This is a genomic window from Candidatus Amarolinea aalborgensis (genome assembly GCF_900491745.1).
GTDB classification, from domain to species: domain Bacteria; phylum Chloroflexota; class Anaerolineae; order SSC4; family Amarolineaceae; genus Amarolinea; species Amarolinea aalborgensis.
The window spans coordinates 1-18,547 of the sequence record NZ_UETR01000056.1; the positions used below are offsets into that span (position 1 = coordinate 1).

16 protein-coding genes and 1 pseudogene are annotated in these 18,547 nt (G+C 62.1%); all 17 read right to left on the reverse strand.

Translation table 11 applies throughout. The features are described from left to right. The coding region (locus ACPQ6D_RS22785; RefSeq protein ID WP_423226670.1) for an AAA family ATPase at window positions 1-152 on the reverse strand (152 nt) is incomplete at its 3' end. 12 nt (window positions 153-164) lie between these two features. After that, the gene (locus tag ACPQ6D_RS22790) at window positions 165-950 is read right to left on the reverse strand and encodes an SDR family NAD(P)-dependent oxidoreductase (RefSeq protein ID WP_423226655.1); all 786 of its coding nucleotides are present in this window, start codon (window positions 948-950) and stop codon (window positions 165-167) included. Window positions 951-1,113: 163 nt separating this feature from the next. Then, window positions 1,114-1,614 (reverse strand): cupin domain-containing protein, encoded by a 501-nt coding sequence (locus ACPQ6D_RS22795; protein WP_423226656.1) that lies wholly within the window; start codon window positions 1,612-1,614, stop codon window positions 1,114-1,116. Between the two features lie 9 nt (window positions 1,615-1,623). Next, a complete protein-coding gene (locus ACPQ6D_RS22800) occupies window positions 1,624-2,214 on the reverse strand; it encodes a hypothetical protein (RefSeq protein WP_423226657.1) in 591 nt (196 codons plus the stop codon). A gap of 61 nt (window positions 2,215-2,275) precedes the next feature. Beyond that, window positions 2,276-3,460, reverse strand: coding sequence for a DNA double-strand break repair nuclease NurA (locus ACPQ6D_RS22805; protein WP_423226658.1), 1,185 nt, complete (start codon window positions 3,458-3,460; stop codon window positions 2,276-2,278). A 42-nt stretch (window positions 3,461-3,502) separates the two neighbouring features. Next, window positions 3,503-5,836 carry a xanthine dehydrogenase family protein molybdopterin-binding subunit gene (locus ACPQ6D_RS22810; protein WP_423226659.1) on the reverse strand — a complete coding sequence of 778 codons (2,334 nt, stop codon included), beginning with the start codon at window positions 5,834-5,836 and terminating at the stop codon, window positions 3,503-3,505. 26 nt (window positions 5,837-5,862) lie between these two features. Then, window positions 5,863-6,336 carry a (2Fe-2S)-binding protein gene (locus ACPQ6D_RS22815; RefSeq protein ID WP_423226660.1) on the reverse strand — a complete coding sequence of 158 codons (474 nt, stop codon included), beginning with the start codon at window positions 6,334-6,336 and terminating at the stop codon, window positions 5,863-5,865. A gap of 20 nt (window positions 6,337-6,356) precedes the next feature. Next, a complete protein-coding gene (locus ACPQ6D_RS22820) occupies window positions 6,357-7,226 on the reverse strand; it encodes an FAD binding domain-containing protein (protein ID WP_423226661.1) in 870 nt (289 codons plus the stop codon). Between the two features lie 172 nt (window positions 7,227-7,398). Next, entirely contained in the window at window positions 7,399-8,784 is a 1,386-nt protein-coding gene (locus ACPQ6D_RS22825) for a uracil-xanthine permease family protein (RefSeq protein WP_423226662.1), read from the reverse strand. A gap of 155 nt (window positions 8,785-8,939) precedes the next feature. Further along, complete coding sequence (locus tag ACPQ6D_RS22830; protein ID WP_423226663.1) at window positions 8,940-9,839, reverse strand: carbon-nitrogen hydrolase family protein; 900 nt, start codon at window positions 9,837-9,839, stop codon at window positions 8,940-8,942. A gap of 46 nt (window positions 9,840-9,885) precedes the next feature. Further along, entirely contained in the window at window positions 9,886-10,734 is an 849-nt protein-coding gene (locus ACPQ6D_RS22835; protein ID WP_423226664.1) for a cyclase family protein, read from the reverse strand. A gap of 154 nt (window positions 10,735-10,888) precedes the next feature. Next, window positions 10,889-11,686 carry an endonuclease gene (locus ACPQ6D_RS22840; protein ID WP_423226665.1) on the reverse strand — a complete coding sequence of 266 codons (798 nt, stop codon included), beginning with the start codon at window positions 11,684-11,686 and terminating at the stop codon, window positions 10,889-10,891. A 3-nt stretch (window positions 11,687-11,689) separates the two neighbouring features. Further along, complete coding sequence (locus tag ACPQ6D_RS22845) at window positions 11,690-13,072, reverse strand: DNA methyltransferase (RefSeq protein ID WP_423226666.1); 1,383 nt, start codon at window positions 13,070-13,072, stop codon at window positions 11,690-11,692. A 310-nt stretch (window positions 13,073-13,382) separates the two neighbouring features. Beyond that, window positions 13,383-16,250, reverse strand: coding sequence for a cyanophycin synthetase (gene cphA / locus ACPQ6D_RS22850; RefSeq protein ID WP_423226667.1), 2,868 nt, complete (start codon window positions 16,248-16,250; stop codon window positions 13,383-13,385). A gap of 121 nt (window positions 16,251-16,371) precedes the next feature. Further along, window positions 16,372-16,725, reverse strand: coding sequence for a hypothetical protein (locus ACPQ6D_RS22855; RefSeq protein WP_423226668.1), 354 nt, complete (start codon window positions 16,723-16,725; stop codon window positions 16,372-16,374). Window positions 16,726-16,934: 209 nt separating this feature from the next. Next, complete coding sequence (locus ACPQ6D_RS22860; RefSeq protein ID WP_423226669.1) at window positions 16,935-17,600, reverse strand: hypothetical protein; 666 nt, start codon at window positions 17,598-17,600, stop codon at window positions 16,935-16,937. Window positions 17,601-17,661: 61 nt separating this feature from the next. Next, window positions 17,662-18,547: pseudogene (locus tag ACPQ6D_RS22865) on the reverse strand (FesM); the annotation flags it as partial.

Genomic DNA, 18,547 nt, shown 5'->3' on the forward strand with positions numbered 1-18,547 from the left:
GCCCGGAAGACTTCCACAGGCGCCTCTTGCCAGTTTGCTTCCCAGTGCAAGGCGTCCAATTCGATGTGCGGTATCCCCAGGGCTAATGCCAGGCGTCGAGCAAGGGTTGTTTTGCCTGAGCCGCTCGTGCCAACAACCACAATACGCTGCATGATGACCAATCGCTAGTAGACCTGGTTCGTCATGACACCGCCGTCCACCGTCAGGCTGGCGCCGGTGATCCAGCGTGCGCCGGCCGATGCCAGGAACAGACAGGCATCGGCGACATCTTCTGGCCGCCCCAGTCGCCCCAGGGGCGCGGCCGCCAGATAGCGTGCGACGCCATCGGCCCAGCTCTGCTCCAATCCCTCGCGCCAGATCAGCCCTGGCGCCACCGCATTGACCCGAATGTTGAATCGGCCCAATTCGGCGGCCGCAGATCGCGTCATCATCAACACTCCGGCCTTGGACGCGCTGTAGTGACTATGTTGGGGCGCTGGGTTTTCCGCTTCGATCGAGGTGATGATAACGATGGCGCCCCCGTCACCCTGTCGAATCATCTGCCTGGCCACGGCCTGCGTGCACAAGAACGTGCTGCGCAGGTTGGCGTTGATGACGGCCTCCCACTGCGCCAGAGACATGTCCAACAGGCTGGCTTGGGGATAGATGCCCGCGTTGTTGATGAGCACATCTACCCGATTATAACACGCCACGGCCCGCTCCACCAGGCTATTTGTTTGCTCTTGCTGGGTTAAATCGGCCAGCACAGCCACCGCTTGCCCGCCCGCGTCCTCGATGCGCCGCACCACAGCCTGGGCGTCGTCTCGGTTGGCATGGTAATGGACGACAACCTGCGCGCCGGCTTGCGCAAAACGCTGTGCGATGCCTTGCCCCAGGCCACCGCTGGCCCCGGTGACGATGACGACGCGGCCGTGAAAGTCCAGCAAGGAATTGAGGTCAGGTATGTGCATGGGCTGTCTCTGTTATTGACTTGTGCGATTCTGGCAGAGCGAGCCAGGATTGCTCACACGAAGCCACTAAGCCGCCAAGTCATTGGTTCGCGCCTCAGTGTCTTTGTATCACTGTGTGAGTCATCTACTTCCCGCTTGTCCGGGTTGACCACCTGCCAGGCATTCAAGCGCGCGTAAGCGCCAGGATGAATTCCGCCTGCTCAGGATAATCGGACAAGAGCTGCGCCTGCTCGCCCAGCTCGAAATCTTCCGGCGTGAAGGCTGGCGCCATCGTGGTGCCCATGAGCGCCAGGCGTCCACCGGGGCGCACGCGTGAGCCTTGCCATGTCCCAGCCGGCACGACGAATTGCACCTGTTGCCCTGCCTCCAGGTCTGATCCGAGGTTGATCACCTGACTGACGCCGTCAGGGTGGAGGAGGAGCAGTTCCACCGGGTCGCCAAGATAGAAGTGATAAACCTCATCGGTGCGCAGGCGGTGCATGGCAGAGAAATGCTCATCGAAGAGCAGGTAGTAGATCGCGCCGGAGATCGCACGGCCGCCGGGTAGGCCTGCGGCCGTCGTTCCCGGCATTTCCGGCCCAGTGTATGTGCGTCGAAAGAAGCCGCCTTCGCCCGCCAGCGGTTCCAGGTTGAGCAGCGCCATGAGGCGCTCGGCTGTCAACATGCGGCGCCTCTATGGTTCAATATCATACAACACGGTCAGCAGCCGATCGTACTCGGTTTTCAAGAGCGTGGAGACTTCACGGGCGGCGCGCGTCAACCACGACAGGTCGTTTCCGCGTGCACTGTAAACCTGGCGAATGTGGGCCGCCAGCAGTTGTTCCGCAGGCAGCTCGCTTTCCGCGGCCAGCAGCAGGCGAAAATAGGTCAACTGATCGCTAAACGCGATCACGGTTTGCAGCTCACAGGGAAGGACGGAAAAGTGCAGCGGCGGCGGCTGTGCGGGCAAGTGCTGGCGCAGACGACCAAGCGGATCGCGATACCCTACCAACAGCGCGGTGAACTCGGTGCGCAGCGTCTTTGCCAACTGCGGATGATGCTGATAAATGGCGCCGTCGTAGGCGTCGTCGGTGCTGCGGCGCACCACCCGGCGCCCAGGGTCGAGGCCGCCCGTGTTGCCGAAACTGACGACCGCGTAGGTTGCCTGTCCAGCGGTCGGCTGCACCTCCACCAGGCTGCCCAGCGGCGGAGGCTGATGCAGCGTGAAGCTTTCCGCCACGAAGCTGCTGGTATTAGTTGCGATAATCTCGCCACAACGATCCATCGAAAATCTCTTTCTTGTTGCTGGTTCGCAACCGGTCAGGCCAACCAGAGGCCCTGCGTTTTCAGATGCTGCGCTCGCGTTTGCTGCGATCTTTCAGCGAGCGCGTCAATACAATCTGCTGCTGCGCCAATGCCTCTTCCAACAAACGTTCAACCAACTGGCGGTCGCCGGTGTTGATGACGGCCTGCTCGTGGGCTTCGACGAGCGCGGGGGGGAAGCCGCGGCCGCGGCGGCACTGATCCACCACCAGCGCATGCACCCGATTCAGCAGCGCAGCATCGTCTGCGACCCACTGCGGCACCTCGACGCGCCCGATTTCGCCCCCCACGTTCACGTAGAAGAACAGAATCTGCTGCGCGGGGTGCGGGTAGAACTTACGCACCACGGGTTGGCGGCTCATCCACAGGCCTGTGCGCTCGCCGTCCTCAAGCCAGGTTGTGAACAAGCGCCGGTCTTCCAGGGGTACAATCGGTGCGCAGGCAGCGACGCCCATGTCATGCAGCGTGGTGCAGCGCGCGCAGACAACCGGGTCATCGGGACACATGCCGACGCGTAGGGCGTTGACCACTTCATCGCTGCCCGGAAAACTGATGTAGCTGGCGACCGGCGCCCGTCGTTCGCGCAACGCCTCCATCGCATCCAGATAAGGCCCCAGAAAGCGATTGCGCACGTCCTCGCTCAGGCCGGGACTGTCTAGTCCCCACAAGATCAGTGTGCCATCGCGCAGCGCAATCACCTCTGGTTCTGTCGCCGCTTCCACCGCCAGCACCAGGATTTCCATTTCCGACACCGCCATCTTGACGGCGACCAACGCGCCGTCAATGGGCAGGGTCTGGTATTTCGGCGAAACGTAGACATCCTCGTCCGCGTAGAACAGCTTGCACTGGCTGCCCAACTCAGCGTCTGGATGCGCGCCGTAGCTCAGAATGGCGTAGCCAGAGTTTATGACGTAGTAGCGCACCGGGCTGTGCCGATCAGGGTTGATGGCTGAGCCGTCCGAGGCCACGACGCAGAAGCTATCGCCGTGGGGTGGCAGTGGATAGCGGTTGGTCAGGGGCTCTACGGGATAGCCGACTAACCAGGCGGGGCGCGCTTTGGGATCATCCAGGCGCGCCCGCACATTGGCTGCATCCTGGCGCACAAACTGCGCACGCGCCGCCTGGAGACGATCGCTCGACGCATCCAGGCTCAGGCCCTGCGTCATTTCCTCGATTTGTGCGCTCAGGCTTTCCAGGTCAAGCGGCATGATTTCCTACTTGGACGAACAGCGTTTTGTGAGCCATGGGGTCTACTTCTGCATCGCTTCCCACACCCGCTGCGCCGTGATCGGCATCTGGTCAATCCACACACCGACGGCGTCGGTCACTGCGTTGGCAATGGCGGGCGCGGTCGGCACCATGGCATGTTCGCCAATGCCACGCGCGCCATACGGCCCATCGTCCTGTGGCACTTCCACGATGATGGACTCGATCACCCGCGGCGCATCAATGCTGGTCGCAATGCGGTAGTCGGTGAAGTTTGGATTCAGCGGCTTGCCGTTGACCAGCTTGATCTCTTCGAGCAAGGCGGTGCTGAGACCCTGCACCGCGCCGCCTTCCATCTGCGTTCTGACCATGTCCGGGTTGATCGCCTTGCCCACGTCAAACGCCGCGACCATGCGCAGCACCTCCACCTGGCCCGTTTCGGTGTCCACTTCCACCTCAACCGCCTGGGCGCCCGTGGTAAAGTGTACCACGGCACGCGGCCCTTGCCCAGTCTCAGCGCTGAGCGGCGTCACGTACTGGGGCATGAAGCGCCCCTTGCCCACGACCGGGCCGCCAATCCAGGTGCCATCCGGCCGCTGCATGCCGTAGATCACAATATCCTTGAGGGGAACCGATTCTTCGGTGGCATAGCTGATCACGTGGCCGTCAATGATATCGAGGTCCTGTGGATTTTCCTTCCATGCCTCGGCCACCATCTCCAGGATCTGCACCTTCGCTTCCTGCGCGGCGCTCAGAATGGCGTTGCCCATGCTCCAGGTCAGACGGCTGGCCACGGTCTGCCACTCGTAAGGGCTGTAGTCGGTGTCCACGGTGTTGACGCGCACATCGGTGATTGGTACGCCCAGGCCTTCGGCGGCCAGTTGCGCGGCGATGGTCAAGGTGCCTTGTCCCATGTCTACGCCGCCTACGTTGACCAGCGCGGTGCCATCCTCATTGAAGCGAATGGTGGCAGCCGAGCCGGGGTTGGGCGGCATGGCCGGCGCTTTCCACATGCAGCCAAAGCCCAATCCGCGCACCTTGTGCGGCCCACTGGCCGGCCGCGGCTTGCCCCAGCCGATCGCGTCGGCCGCTTTTTGGATGCACTGGCTCAAGCCGGTGGGGTGCATGATCATCCCTGTCACCGTTTCCTGCCCCTCTTTGATGCAATTCAGCAAGCGCACCTGCACCGGGTCAAGCCCCAATTGGCGCGCGGCGCGATCAATATGCTGTTCAATCGCCCAGTGGATTTCGGGCATGCCAAAGCCGCGCATCGCTCCGCCGATCGGGTGGTTTGTGTAGACGCACTTGGAATCGGCCCACACGTTCGGCACATAGTACGGGCCGGTTGAGCTATAGCCGGCTGCGCGCGTGATGTTGACGCCATACTCGGTGTACGCGCCGCCATCCCAATAATAGGTGTTCTTCATCGCCAGGATGCGGCCATCCGGCAGCATGCCGAGCTTGATGATGGCTACCAGGCCCTGGCGCACAAAGGTGGTGTAGAACTCTTCCTCACGCGTCATGACCAGCTTCACGGGACGACCTTTGGCGCGCATCGCCATGCCGACGCAGGCGCCTTCCATAGAAACGCCGGCCTTGGCCCCAAAGCCGCCGCCCACATAGGGTGTGATGACCCGCAGACGCGAATGGCCAATGCCCAGGGCTTTGGCGATCAAGTTGCGCTGCGCAAAGGGCGATTGACTGGAGGCCCACAGGGTGATCTTACCGTTGCCGTCCATCTGCGCCACGGTGGCATGCGTTTCCAGGGGCACATGCTGCACGTGCGGCACACGGTATTTGTGCTCAAAAACGATGCCGCCCGCGGCTTCGACCTCGGCAAACGCTTCCTCTACGTTGCCTTTGCGCACCTTGAACCAGTTGGAGACGTTGGTGCCCTTCTGGGGAAAGATGAAAGGCGCGTACTTGTAGGTGATCAAGTCAGGATGGAGCAGCGCGGCGTCGGGGCTGGCGCCAAACTCAGGATCGAAGACCCCGGGCAGATCGGCGTACTCCACGGCGATCAGCTTGATCGCCTGCTCAGCAATCTCCTGCGATTCCGCCGCCACACCGGCGATCGGCTCGCCCACGAAGCGGACGCGGTCCACCGCGAACATTGGCCGGTCGGAAAGGTAAAGGCCGGTCAAACCGGGAAAGTCCTTGCCGGTCACGACCACACGCACGCCGGGCAGCGCCATCGCCTTGCTGACATCCAGCCGCGTGATCAACGCATGCGGGCGTTCGCTGCGCTTCAGCATGCCGTAGAGCAGGTTTGGCCCGAACTGCATATCATCCACATACTGCGCCGCGCCAGTCACTTTGGAGCGGCTTTCGACGCGCGGAAAACTGGAGCCGACAATTGTCGTTTTCTTTATGCTCATGCCAGAAGCCTCGCTTTTTCCACCTTCTACGCTGCGCGGCCGCGGTGCGCCGCCTCTTGTACGGCGGCCACGATGCGCGTGTAGCCCGTACAGCGGCACAGATTGCCCACCAGCGACAGCCGAATGTCATCCTCCGATGGGTTTGGGCTGCGATCGAGCAGCGCACGCGCCGCGATCAGAATGCCTGGCGTGCAAAACCCACACTGCGTGCCGCCCAGTTCGATCATCGTCTCTTGCAGCGGATCGAGCTGCGAATCGTGCGCCAGGCCTTCCACGGTCACGATGTCGTGGCCGTCAATTTCGGGCGCCAGCACCAGGCAGGAGTTGACCGGCGCACCGTCCAGGAGCACGGTGCACGCGCCGCATTCCCCGGCCGAGCAGCCGTTCTTGGTCCCTGTCAGCACCAGGCGATCGCGCAAGAGGCGCAGCAATGTGTAGTAGGGCGGAACATCCAGCGCATAGTGTTCGCCGTTGACTGTGAAGTTTACAAAATGTGTCATTAGTACCTCGTTTGGCGGCTCTACATGGGAAGGCGCGCCAGTACGTCCTCGATGGCGCGGCGCGCCAGAACGCGCACCATGGCCTGGCGATAGGCGCCGCTGGCGCGTACATCATCAATCGGACGACTGGCGTTCATGACCGCGGCGGCGGCCGCTTCCACGGCCTCGTCGTCGGTGTTTTCCGCCAGCAAGGCCGCAGCCTCCGGCGCCATCAGCGGCGTTGGGCCAACAGAGGCCAGGGCGATGCGCCAGCCGCTGCCAGATGGGTTAGCGGGTTGGGGCCAGCCCAAGACGCCTACGCCGAGAAGCGCGATGTCCCCTACTCGCGTGCGGCCGAGCTTGTTATAAACGCCAACCGCGGCCTCGTGCGGCTCGGGCAGCGTCAGCGCCAGCAGGAATTCACCCGGCTGCAGATCGGTTTTGCCCGGGCCTTTGAAGAAATTCATGAGCGGCAGACGACGCTCGCCAGCCGGGTTGTAGATCACGGCGGTGGCGTCGTAACAGAGCAGCGCGGGGATGCTGTCTCCCGCCGGACTGGCGTTACACACGTTGCCGCCGATGGTGGCGCGGTTGCGCAACTGATACGAGCCGATCGTTTCGCACGCTTCGGCCAGCATCAGATAGTGAGCATGAATCAAGGGATGGGCCGCAACCTCGTTCATGGTCACGGCCGCGCCGAGGGTCAGGCCATTAGCGGGGTTGTATGCCACCTCCCGTATCCCGGGCAGGCCTTTCAGGTCCACCACGATCTTGGGGTGAACAAAATCGCCGCGCATGCGGATGATGAGATCCGTGCCGCCCTGCAAGATGCGGGCGGCGCTGCCCTCGGCCGCCAGGATGGCGCTGGCCTCCGCCGGGGACGCGGGTTTGACGTACTCGAATGGTTCCATGTTGATGTCACCTCATTTGTGACGGATGGTGGGTGTGGCGCCCGGCCGCGCACCACGCCCCGCGGGGCTACACGCGCACCCCTTTTAGGGGACAATGCAAAGGCGCCAGAACGCGGTGTGTGGTCAGGGCATGAACATGCGTCCCGGCGCCTTTGCCCTTATGACTTGGCCTCTATTTGTCCGCGGGATTCTCACGAACGGCCGCGCCAAATTTGGACGGCGGGAAAATCTGGAACATCAGGTTGATCAGAATGCCGACGATGGCCGCGAACACGATGGCCGGAATGCCGTCAGGGAACAGCAGCGGAATCGGGAAGGGGAACAGACCATCTTTGAGACTCAGGTTGCCGCCGATGCCCAGCACCAGGATTGAAGCGCCGATGGCGAGCTGGCCTGGATCGAACAGATTGACCTTCTCGGATTGGATCAACGCTACGCCTTGCTTGCCGATGACGCCAAACAGGTAGATGGCCAGGCCGCCTGTGACGGCCAGCGGGATGGTGTTAACCAGGGCCGCCAGTTTGCCGATGAAGCCCATGGCCATGGCGATGACGCCAGCCGCCATCAACACCGGCACGGAGTAGTTGCGCGTGATGGCCATCAGGCTGTTGTTTTCGCCGTAGTTGGTGCCGGCGGCGCCGCCCAGAAGACCGACGATGATGTCGTCAGAGCCATCTGCCACCAGGTTGAGGCCGATCAGGCGCTTGATCTCCAACGGTTTGCGCTTCAGCTCTGCCGCCAGCTCATCAATGTAAAGACTCATCTGGTAGAGGTGCGCAGTGGACTCTGGGATGGTCGCAATGGCAATGAGAGCCACACTGAGGACATAGCCGTAGGCGCGTGCGTCGCCAAAGGCCGGGAAGGTGAAATGCGGAACCTGTACCCACAATGCCTGGGAAACGCGGGTGAAATCAACCAGGCCGAAGATGAGCGAAATCACATAGCCCGCGGCCGCGCCGAGCATGATGGGCAGCATGCCGAGCAGCCCGCGGCCCTGCAGGTAAACCGAGAAGATGATGGTCAAGAGCAGGGTGACGAACGCGATGGCCCAGTTGGCGGCCGCCATGTTCAACGCTGCGCCAGCCAGCGCAATGCCGATCGTGATGGCGATGCTGCCGGTGACGATGGGCGGCAAGACGCGATCGAGGCGCTCTTTGCCGATGCGTTGGATGAGCAGGCCCACGAGAATCTCGAAAATGGCGGTACCGAGGATGCCAACCTGGGCGATGCGCACGCCTTCTGGACAGTAGACCGTATTGGGGTCCTTGAAACAATCGCCCGCAAATCTGGACATCACCGTGATAATGACAGCGATATAGCTGAAGCTGGAACCGTAATAGAGCGGGATGCGGCGTCCTGAGACGAGCAGGGCGATGATCGTTCCCAGGCCGCTGGCGAACAGGGTAACGCCGACATCGAACTTGGTCAGCACAGCGACGAGGACGGTGGCCGGGAACATCGTCAGTACCTGCTGAAAACCAAGCGATAGCATGGCGCCAATAGGGGGCGTATCCTGCGGCAAATAGCCAATGACTGGCTTCTCAGATGATGCTGCCATACGAGTATGTATCCTCCCTGATCAAACGCGCTCCAATGATGTCATTCACGCGGGATGTGCCATTCCCACCGTCGGGCCGTCTTGATGCAGTCAACCTCCTTCAGCCTATAATCAGCAATCTCCGATCACCGATCTCCAATCTCCATCTCCGACCTTCACTCTCCCGGCCGCTCATTCTTCACGCGCCGCGCCGGTTCAAACGCGCTGCGCGCCGGCTTGAGCACATCGGCATACGCCTCCAGGTTGCGATCTTCCAGGTGATCGAAAATCATCGGGGAGTTGGCGCCGTAGGTGATGCGCTTGATGGGGTCGGGGTCGAGCGCGGCGGCGATGATCTCTTCGGTGCCACGGGCCTGCGCCAGCTTGTGGGCAATGGGGTCCACAATCATGGAATGACCGAAGTAGAAGAAATTGCCGGCGTCCGGGCCAATGGCATTGCAGGCGATGATGTACACATGATTGTCGTACGCACGCGCGCGGTTGGTCATGTCCCAAATCTCGAACGAACGCAGGAGCGCGCTCGGACGCACGATCACTTCGGCGCCCTGCACGGCTTCCGCGCGGTAGAGCTCGGGAAAATCGCCATCATAGCAGATGGTCAGGCCGATGCGCGCCAGCTCGGTGCTGACCACGCAAGGTTGGCTGCCCGGCGTGCTCCAGCCGCCGCCGCGGCGGCGTTCGGTGGGGAAGAGATGGGTCTTGCGATAGACGCCGAGAAGGTCTCCGCCAGGCCCAATCAGCGCCGCCGCATTGTAGACCACGCCGCGCGTGGGGCCGCGCTCATACGTAGGAAACACCACATGCACCGACAAGTCGCGGGCAGCTTGCTGGATTGGCTCGCTCCAGCGGCCAGGCAGCGCGTCCACCATGTCCCACAGCGCCTCTGCGCTCATGCCGGGGGTGAAGCCGGTGGTGATGGTTTCTGGCAGGACGATGAGCTGCGCGCCGTTTTCATGCGCGGCGCGTGTGATCCACTGCACACAGGTGGCGACATTGGCGGCCGGCTCGTTGGGAACAACCGCAAACTGTGCGCAGGCCGCGGTAAATGCCTTCACGTCCTACCTCCTCAGGGGAATTGGACACAGCCAGGGCCACCGCATCTCAGCGCTGCGGCTGCATACAGAGGCAGTCGCCGTGTTTGGTCAGCGCCATCGTCGCCTTCTTAGCCATCAGCGCCGCATAGCGGTCATCGTCCACGTAGGCCACGATGCGTGCGATGCACGACTCGCCGTCCACGAAGCGCCAGGGGAAGCAGCCCACCTCGACGCGCTGATTGAGCAGCAGGTCAATGTCGCCGCCCAGGCACTCGGCATGGATGATGCCAAAGGGGAACATCTCGATGTGCATCAACTGGTACTTATCGTCGGTAAAGACTTCGGCCAGGCGCTGGCCGTACTTGGCCTGGAAATGCGCCTCGGCCTCGGCGGCCTGGCGCGGCATCCACTGGCGGATGATCGTGTTCATGGGATGATCTGCGCTGCCGCAGTCCACGGCCAGCCATTTCAGCTTCTTGGCCTTGCACCACTCGGCGAACTCACGGTCGGGGCCGGGGTGTTTGACCATGTAGCGGATCTCGTCCGCGCGCGGCTGGTCCCAGCCATAGCGGTGGTAGCCGGTGTGGATGATCAGGATGTCGCCCTCGTGCACATCGACGCGCGCCTCGACCATCTCGGAGGTATAGATGTCATAGTCGCCGCAGGCATCCGACAGATCAACGATGGCCGCGGGGCCGGTCAAGAAATCAAGGGAGAGGCTGGCGATGTCCTTGCCGGGGGTGTAGAAGTGAATTTCGCCATCGAGGTGCGTACCGAGGTGATTGGAGTGCGTAATGACCTGGCCGTTGGCGCCGTTGGGCGCCAGGCGCTTGAAATACTTGATTTGCAGCGGCTCGTAGGTCGGCCATGCCGGCGTGCCTACGCCGAGGGGAATCGAGAGATCAATAAACTTCATCGTTTCGGACCTCCAAACTGATGATAGGGATTAACTTGATTCTACAGATCATGCGGGGCTTTTTGCGAATCGTTAGCAAGATGCGGGCATTATAGCGTCATTTGATCAATTGGCAATATGACGAATGTCAGAAAGTCGGCTATACGGTTCAGCTTTACGAAGAACGTCGTTGATAGGCCTGCAACTCGGTCAATGTCAAATCGTGCGAGTCAACCAAGCGATAGTGTTTTTCGGCCGAGACCCCGATTCCCGCCTCAGTTCTCTCAAGCTCAAACAACGCAATCAAGTTGGCGTCCATGAATTGGGTTGCGATCGGTCTGCAGATCAGCCCAGGAAATTTGATTTCACACACGGCCATGTCCTGCTCGATTTGGACGACGCCGATTTTGTCTCTTTCACCTTTGGCCTGCACCGGCAAGGCATAATGGACGCCGCGCTTATCGATGCCGATGTAGATCTCGTCTGTCTCAACCTGTCCAAGTCCCCTTACGGTAGTCCGTAGATGATTCTGCAACGAATAGCAGGTAAGTCCGGTAAAGATATCGATCAAGCGGTTGTAGCGCAGGCGCGCCAGCAGCGACTGCTCGTCATTCAGTGCATAGCGGGCGATCACACCGGGCGTCGCGTCAAGAATCTTCGTTTCGACAAGCATGGCCGACGGCTGCACTGCGGCGCTCGTCGTGAGGGCAATCGTGTAACGCGCACGCCCGGCCGGTCTGATGATCCATTCAGATCCTGGCGGCGCCTTCCCGACAATAGATTCCGGCAGCGCATTGCGATAGCGAAAGCTATACAGTACATCGCCCAGATTCTTGGGTAATTGGATTCCGAGTCGTTCGGCCGTGATAACGATGTCGGATCGTTCAAAAGTGATCTCTTGCGCTCCCTCCTGGTAGCGGGTGAGAAAGATGGCTTCTATCAACTGAGAGTAACGATTTGCCGATTGCGTCATGGTTTACTTTTCCTGTGGACCATTCCAGCGGAGTACAACGACCTCTTCCCGTAGCTGCTCTCTGGTGGCAGTGGCAAAGCGAGTGCGAAACAGATCAATCCGCTGCACTTCGTAGCCGAGGGTCTGCGCAATATCCGCCAAGATCTGCCCGGTGCGAATCATAACCCGCAGGTATGATGCCTGGTCGCCGACCACGTAGGCTAACTGAGCCCCCGGACGCAAGACAGGCCGTAGATCCGCCAAATGCCGCGCCATACCGCCAAAATAGAGACGCGTGACCTTTGCATACATCCGTTCAAAACCAGAATTCTTGCCCAGTTCGATGCGGCGTGCTTCGATAGCCTTTGCAATGCGGTCGATCTCCGGATGCTGCTCGACCCAGGCATCATCATTGTCTGTCACGTAGACGCCGCGCGTATTGGAACGCACAAGCGTTTTCTTCAATGACCTGAGTTCGGCCCTGTTCTTAATAAAACCAAGAATGACCGACTCCAGGCGAGTTGTACGCGTGTAGTCTTTCTCGTTGGGATATGGCGGCGAGGTGATGACGGCCGCAATCGAGGCTGGGCGTAGGAACGCCTGTGCGTTGCGGGCGTCTGCCAGATGTACGACGGCCGGCGGATAGGATGTGCCCTCGACTGTACACAGATCGTTCGCCATGTTGGTGATTTCAGCCAGCCAGGCGCCTACGACTGGGGCGTCTTTCTTCGGTGTTCCGACGCCCACTTCCGGCCCGAAATGGAGATTGCTGATCTTGAAAACCAGGGCGCTGGCAAGCGCCAACAAAGCGTGTCTGAAATAACGCGCGTGCTGGTGCTGATTGAGGCAATCCAGAAGCACCAACGTCTTGTGCAAGGGAAGGGGGCTGATCGAATTGGTCAGCAGAAGGTTCTCCGCTTCAGGGTCAAGACGTCGCAGCGGCATGTCCATGTGAGGCGCAGCAAAGGGAGCGTTGTCTTCGATGCCCTGGGCGGCCAAGATGCCTAAGGCTGTGTGCGCAATGTCTTGTGCGGCTGACAGTAGGTCGTCAGGCGGAAGCTCCCAGTCGATCTTCACGCTGCTGGCGAAGTGCGCAAACGGATTGGCTTCCAGGCCAACCCCGCGCAGGTGACGACGACGGGCTTCGATGACCGTCGTCCCTGTGCCGCAGAACGGGTCGAGGACGATGTCGTCGACGCCAACGCCAAAATCATCCAGGTAGTGGCGGACCAAATGAGGCGGGAACGAGAGCACGAAGCGATACCAATCATGAAATGGGCGATCGGCCGACGCCAGGCGATTGATCTTGTCGTTTGTTTGTTGATTGCCATTCGCGGCCGCCGGTTCTATGGGCGCAGCCATCGGCCCGGGCAATGATAACTGAGCGGTCGATGGTTGGGTGGTCATTGGCTCACTTCGTGTTGACTCGTGCTGGTGATGGCCGCCCAGTGCAGCCTGCGTCCGACTCTCGGAGATCGGAAGATGAGGTTATGATAGCATATGCACGCGTTTTTGACGAAACGATGGCTGACTGTTTCCCCTGGATGAACGTGGGTCAACGCTCCGCCCGATCAGCGATGAACGGGTGCTGCGCTTTGGAGTGCGGCGACACATCGCCGCACTCCAAAAACTAGCGAAAGCGTTACAAGTGCTGCGGAAATGAAGAGATGCCCAAGACTGTCATTTGTCGTTCTGAACCATCGTCGCGGTCTATGCGCTAGTCATCATGCCCAATCCCGCGCACATCGCCGCGCGCGATGGGCGCGCCGCGCTCGGCCGGCGGCAGGCGGAAGCGGTCGCTGCTGTCTGGCGCGTGCAGCGACCGCACGCGCGTCTCTGGCGCGGGCGCCTCGCCCAGGAGCGTCTCGCTGGCCGCGCTGGGCGCGGATAGCTCCGGCGCAAACGTGGGTGCGCCCCGTGGGGCTGGCGATTCGGGACGCCCTTGACCCCAGTAGATGACCTGCTTCCACGCGGCCTGCACATCGTCGGCGAAGATCACCAGCAGATCGCCGCGCTGCGCTGTCGCCAGCGCCGCGGCTATGGCCTCGGTCTCGTCCCACACCTCGGCGATGCGCGCCTCCGGCAGGCCGGCCGCGGCCGCCGCGCGGTGAAGCAAGCCGGCCACCTCGCCGGCCACGCGCCCGCGGCGGCTGTGGTCCTCACGGCAGAAGAGCAGATCGAAGGTCGAACCGGCAATTTCGCCGATGGCCTGGATGTCCTGGTTGCGGCGGTCGCCCGGCGCGGAGACGACGCCGATCGCGCGCCCCTCTCGCGGCAGCGCTTGCACCAGGTCGGCCACAGCTCGTACGGCCGGCGGGTTGTGGCCGTAGTCCACGATCACGCGGAAAGGATGCTGATCGTAGACATTCAGGCGTCCAGGAACCTGGAAGTGACTGCTGTCGAAGGTGCGCAGACCCTGGCGAATGTTCTCCACCTTGACGCCGAGCGCACGCGCGATGGCCGCGGCCGCCAGCGCGTTGGCGATGTTGAAACGGGCCAGCCCCTCCAGCGTGGCCGGAATCAGGTGCGCCCACAGCAGAGGAATATGCTGATGACGCTCGTAGAGGGTCAGCATCTTGCCGTTGAGGCCATCTTCCAAAACCAGGGCGCGGCCGCCTTTGCGCACATGCTCCTGCACCACCGGGTTGCGCGGATCGAAGGTGAAGTAGAACGGATCCCCGTCGCAGCGCGCGGCCATCGCTGCGGTCAACGGATCGTCCGCGTTGAGCACGGCATAACCACCGTCTTTGACCACCTCCACCACCAGCGCCTTGACGGCCGCCAGATCTTCCAGCGTCTCGACGCCTTTGAGGCCCAGGTGATCGCCGGCGACGTTGAGGACTGCGCCGACATCCACCTTGTCGTAGCCCAGGCCCTCGCGCAGGATGCCGCCGCGCGCCGTTTCCAGCACGGCCGCATCCACCAGCGGGTGTTTGAGCACCACGCGCGCCGACCAGGGGCCGGTCATGTCCCCGGACAGATAACGCTCGCCGTCAATGTAGATGCCGTCAGTAGTGGTCAAGCCCACGTGGTAGCCCGACATCTTGAGGATGTGCGCAACCATGCGTGAGGTGGTCGTCTTGCCGTTGGTGCCCGTGATGGCGGCCATGGGAATGCGGCTGGGCGCGCCAGGCGGGAAGAGCATGTCCATCACCGGCCCAGCCACGTCACGCGGCGCGCCTTCGCTGGGCGCAACGTGCATGCGGAAGCCCGGCGCGGCGTTGACCTCGACGATGCCGCCGCCCACCTCGGCGATCGGACGCGCAATGTCCGGCGTGATGAAGTCAATGCCCGCCACGTCCAGCCCCACCACCTGCGCGGCGCGGATGGCGATCTCCTTGTTCTCATAGCAGATGTCATCGGTGCGGTCAATCGCGGTGCCGCCGGTGCTCAGGTTGCCGGTGGAGCGCAGGTAGAGCACGCGTCCGGCCGCCAGCACGCTTTCCAGGGTCAAGCCTGCCTGCTCCAGCAAGCGCAGCGCCTGGTGATCCACCAAGAGACGGGTCAGCACTTTCTCATGGCCCACGCCGCGGCGCGGATCGCGGTTGACGATGTCAATCAGTTCCTGAACGGTGTGCACGCCATCGCCCACCACATGGCCGGGCACGCGCTCGGCCACTGCCACCGCCTGCCCGTTGACGACGAGCACACGATAGTCGTGGCCGGGGATGAACTTCTCGATGATGACATAACTACGATGCTCCTGCGCCTTCTGGAAGGCCAGGCGCACCTCGGCCTCGCTCCCCAAATTGAGCGAGACCCCGCGGCCGTGGCTGGCGTCCAGCGGTTTGACCACCACCGGGAACCCGATGTCGTGCGCGGCCGCGGCCGCCGCGTCTTCCTCGCGCACGACGCGCTGGCGCGGCACCGGGATGCCGACATCGTCGAGCAGGCGCGCGGTCAGCTCCTTGTCCTGCGCAATGTCCACGGCAATGTGGCGCGTCTCGCTCGTCACCGTGGCCTGGATGCGCTTCTGGTATTTGCCATGCCCGAACTGGATCAGGCTGCCTTCGTTGAGGCGAATCCACGGGATGTCGCGCACCTCCGCGGCCTTGACCAGGCTGCCCGTGGATGGCCCCAGCGCGACGCGATCGGCCAGGCTCGCCAGCTCTTCCAGTTCCAGGGTGAAGTTGAAAGCCGCGCGTTCCGCCGCGGGCAGCGCGCTCGGCAGGTCATCCGGCAGCAGGCTACGCAGCAGGCGCTCGGCCAGGCGCCCGGCCTCCAGCCCCACTTCTTCCTGCTGGAACGAGTAGACCACGTAGTAGACGCCGACCTCGCCGGCGCCGCGCGTCTTACCGTATGAGACCGGCGTGCCGGCCAGGCATTGCAGCTCGATGGCGACATGTTCGAGAATGTGGCCCAGCCAGGTGCCCTCCTCCAACCGGCGCACGAAGCCGCCGGGCGCACCGTAGGAGCAGCCATGTTCGTGCAGGGTGGGAATCACGGCCAGCAGCGCGGCGTTGAAGCCGGGCAATTGGCTGCTGGGGTAGTCTTCCAGTTCTTCCAGGTCCAGCGTCAGGCGGATGACCGGTTTGTAGGAGTAGTAATTGGGGCCGCGGTAGACTTTGCGTTCGAGAATTTTCATGGGCGCCGTCCTTGGGTTGGTAGATCGGAGATCAGAGATCAGAGATTGGAGATTGAGTTGAGCCAGCGAGCGTTGGTGGCGAGATAGAGGGATTTTACACGGGGGCTGGGAATTGGCAAGCCTATACGAGGGTACTGGCAGCAAGACGTTCGGCATGACGTTCGATCTCTGCGCGTTCGGCGTTGCTCATTTGGAGGGCGCCTGTTTCCACGTTTACGTCCAGCGCACCGACGACACCGAGGCGACCGTGGGTAGGCGAGGACAGAACGACTGGAACCCGCCAGTACGCGCCATCAGCACGAATGACCAGATCTGGTATGTCGCCATGCAGAAGATCAGCGATCTCGTTGCCGACATAGACGCTGACCAGGCGCCGGGCGCTCAATGGGCTGACCTGGATGTTGGCCTGGACATGAAGCATGACATCCAGGATGCCACTGCTCGGTGGTTTGATGGTTTCCAATAGAATGGTCATTGCCGTATCACCTGAATTTGGATCGAAATCTGCATGAGACGTCGCCCCGATTCGTTTCCTTCTAGGATGCTGCGTAGATTCTACTGCGAAAGGCGACGCGCCGCCAATTTGCGCTTTCACTCGAACAAGCCGGCATCCAATTCTTGCCACGAATTGCACGAATTTGACGAATTGATCTGCTTTCCGTCTGCCACATTCGTGGCAGGCAATCATTCAGGCCCGGCCGCGGGTTGCTTTTGGCTCTGCCGCGACCACATATACCAGAAGATGGCGCCGATGATGACGATGAATGGCCCGGCGATGGCCGAAATCAGGCCAAAGCTGATGGTCGCGACGACGCGGTCACGGAACGAGACCTCGGCATCGCCGGCCGCGCCCTTGACTGTCACCGCAAACGCGTAGTAGCCCTTGCGCGGCAGTTGAAAATGCGCGGCGTAGTCGAGCGAATTGCCGGCATTCTGATGATTGGCCTCGCTGTCCGTCACCTCGCTGTTCGCCTCTTCGGTCGCGCGCACCGTCACCTGCAGGCCGTCCCGCAGTTGATGTCCGCCCAGGTCGCTCACGCGCACATAGACTGTGTAACGCCCCACCTGCGGCGGCGACGGCCCGGCCCACACCAGCAGCGAGTAGTTGCCAACCGCCTTATCGGAAATGAAAATGCGGCTGCCGCCCGTGCCTGGCCCCTCCGCCCGCGCCGGCCCTGCCCACAGCCCCAGCGTCAGCGCCAGCGCCGCCATCATCAGCACCCAGCGAGCCAATACTGAAATCTTGGCGTTTTCAGCGAAAACGCCGTGGATTCTGAATGTTGAATGTCTGGTGTTTTCGGCGAAAACGCTGTGAAAGTGGTTCTCCGCATCTCGTCCTTGATTCATCATTCAGTTTCTCTCCTTCAGCGTTTTGTACTTTGCATTTTGCACTCTGCACTTTCCTCATTCCTCACATCCCCATCCGCAGCGTTCCTCGCATCTCCATCGGCTGCGCCAAAATCCAGACGCCGGCGGCGACGAGCAGCAGGCAGAGCAGCGCCCAGGGCAGGAACGCGACCAGCGCCCGCCGCCGATCGGCGTGGCGCGCCGCGGCCCGCTGAAAGCCTACGACCAGCGAGCCGGTCAACCCGGTGTAGAGCAGCACGACTTCCAGGGGGAAGAGGAAATCGGGCGGAACCACCGGCCCCAACTGCCACAGCGGCTCCCCGAGGATAGGCCAGCCCCAACGCCAGAGCATGTTCTGCACCGCCGGAATCAGGGTCAAGCCGCCGGTCAGGAAGTGAAACATGTAGTGCGCCAGCCACATGCCGAATCCGGTTGGCACGAGGGTCGGCGCGAAGTGCGCGATGACCGTGCGCAGACTGGCGGCGTCGCGACTCCAGGCGCGGCTGGCGATCCCGGCCAGAGAAACCAACAGCGCGGGTAGGAGCAGCAGGCCCGTTCCGTAGAGCAAAACGAGGACAGCGGTCACATTGTGCAGCAGAGGCAGCTGCGCCAGCCAGGCAATCAGCCCGTACACCGGCCGCACCATGCCGAACGCGTTCATGAAACCGCCGAAAGTCAGCACCACCAGCAGCGCGGCCAGATCCAGGCGCTGGCTGAACCGCCCCACCCCGGAGCGCCACGGTTCGGACCACAGTTCCGCCGTGGGCACGCGCAGCAGCCAGCCGACATTGTCGTGCGGACACGCGTGCACGCAGTCCAGGCAGAAGGTGCAGTCCTGATTGCCGACTTTGGCTGGCTGAAACAGATTCAACTCACAGCCAGGCTGAATGTGGTCGAACAACGCAATCGGCGTGCGGCCCGCCGCGGCGCCCCCAGCCGTTCGCTCGGCC

What these genes read in the sequence shown, in the direction of transcription:
- ACPQ6D_RS22805 (WP_423226658.1), bottom strand. Translation starts at nt 3,460, where the DNA reads ATGCCGCTTGACCTGGAAAGCCTGAGCGCACAAATCGAGGAAATGACG.
- ACPQ6D_RS22860 (WP_423226669.1), bottom strand. Translation starts at nt 17,600, where the DNA reads ATGATGAATCAAGGACGAGATGCGGAGAACCACTTTCACAGCGTTTTC.
- ACPQ6D_RS22835 (WP_423226664.1), bottom strand. Translation starts at nt 10,734, where the DNA reads ATGAAGTTTATTGATCTCTCGATTCCCCTCGGCGTAGGCACGCCGGCA.
- ACPQ6D_RS22840 (WP_423226665.1), bottom strand. Translation starts at nt 11,686, where the DNA reads ATGACGCAATCGGCAAATCGTTACTCTCAGTTGATAGAAGCCATCTTT.
- ACPQ6D_RS22855 (WP_423226668.1), bottom strand. Translation starts at nt 16,725, where the DNA reads ATGACCATTCTATTGGAAACCATCAAACCACCGAGCAGTGGCATCCTG.
- ACPQ6D_RS22790 (WP_423226655.1), bottom strand. Translation starts at nt 950, where the DNA reads ATGCACATACCTGACCTCAATTCCTTGCTGGACTTTCACGGCCGCGTC.
- ACPQ6D_RS22815 (WP_423226660.1), bottom strand. Translation starts at nt 6,336, where the DNA reads ATGACACATTTTGTAAACTTCACAGTCAACGGCGAACACTATGCGCTG.
- cphA (WP_423226667.1), bottom strand. Translation starts at nt 16,250, where the DNA reads ATGAAAATTCTCGAACGCAAAGTCTACCGCGGCCCCAATTACTACTCC.
- ACPQ6D_RS22845 (WP_423226666.1), bottom strand. Translation starts at nt 13,072, where the DNA reads ATGACCACCCAACCATCGACCGCTCAGTTATCATTGCCCGGGCCGATG.
- ACPQ6D_RS22820 (WP_423226661.1), bottom strand. Translation starts at nt 7,226, where the DNA reads ATGGAACCATTCGAGTACGTCAAACCCGCGTCCCCGGCGGAGGCCAGC.
- ACPQ6D_RS22795 (WP_423226656.1), bottom strand. Translation starts at nt 1,614, where the DNA reads ATGTTGACAGCCGAGCGCCTCATGGCGCTGCTCAACCTGGAACCGCTG.
- ACPQ6D_RS22825 (WP_423226662.1), bottom strand. Translation starts at nt 8,784, where the DNA reads ATGGCAGCATCATCTGAGAAGCCAGTCATTGGCTATTTGCCGCAGGAT.
- ACPQ6D_RS22810 (WP_423226659.1), bottom strand. Translation starts at nt 5,836, where the DNA reads ATGAGCATAAAGAAAACGACAATTGTCGGCTCCAGTTTTCCGCGCGTC.
- ACPQ6D_RS22800 (WP_423226657.1), bottom strand. Translation starts at nt 2,214, where the DNA reads ATGGATCGTTGTGGCGAGATTATCGCAACTAATACCAGCAGCTTCGTG.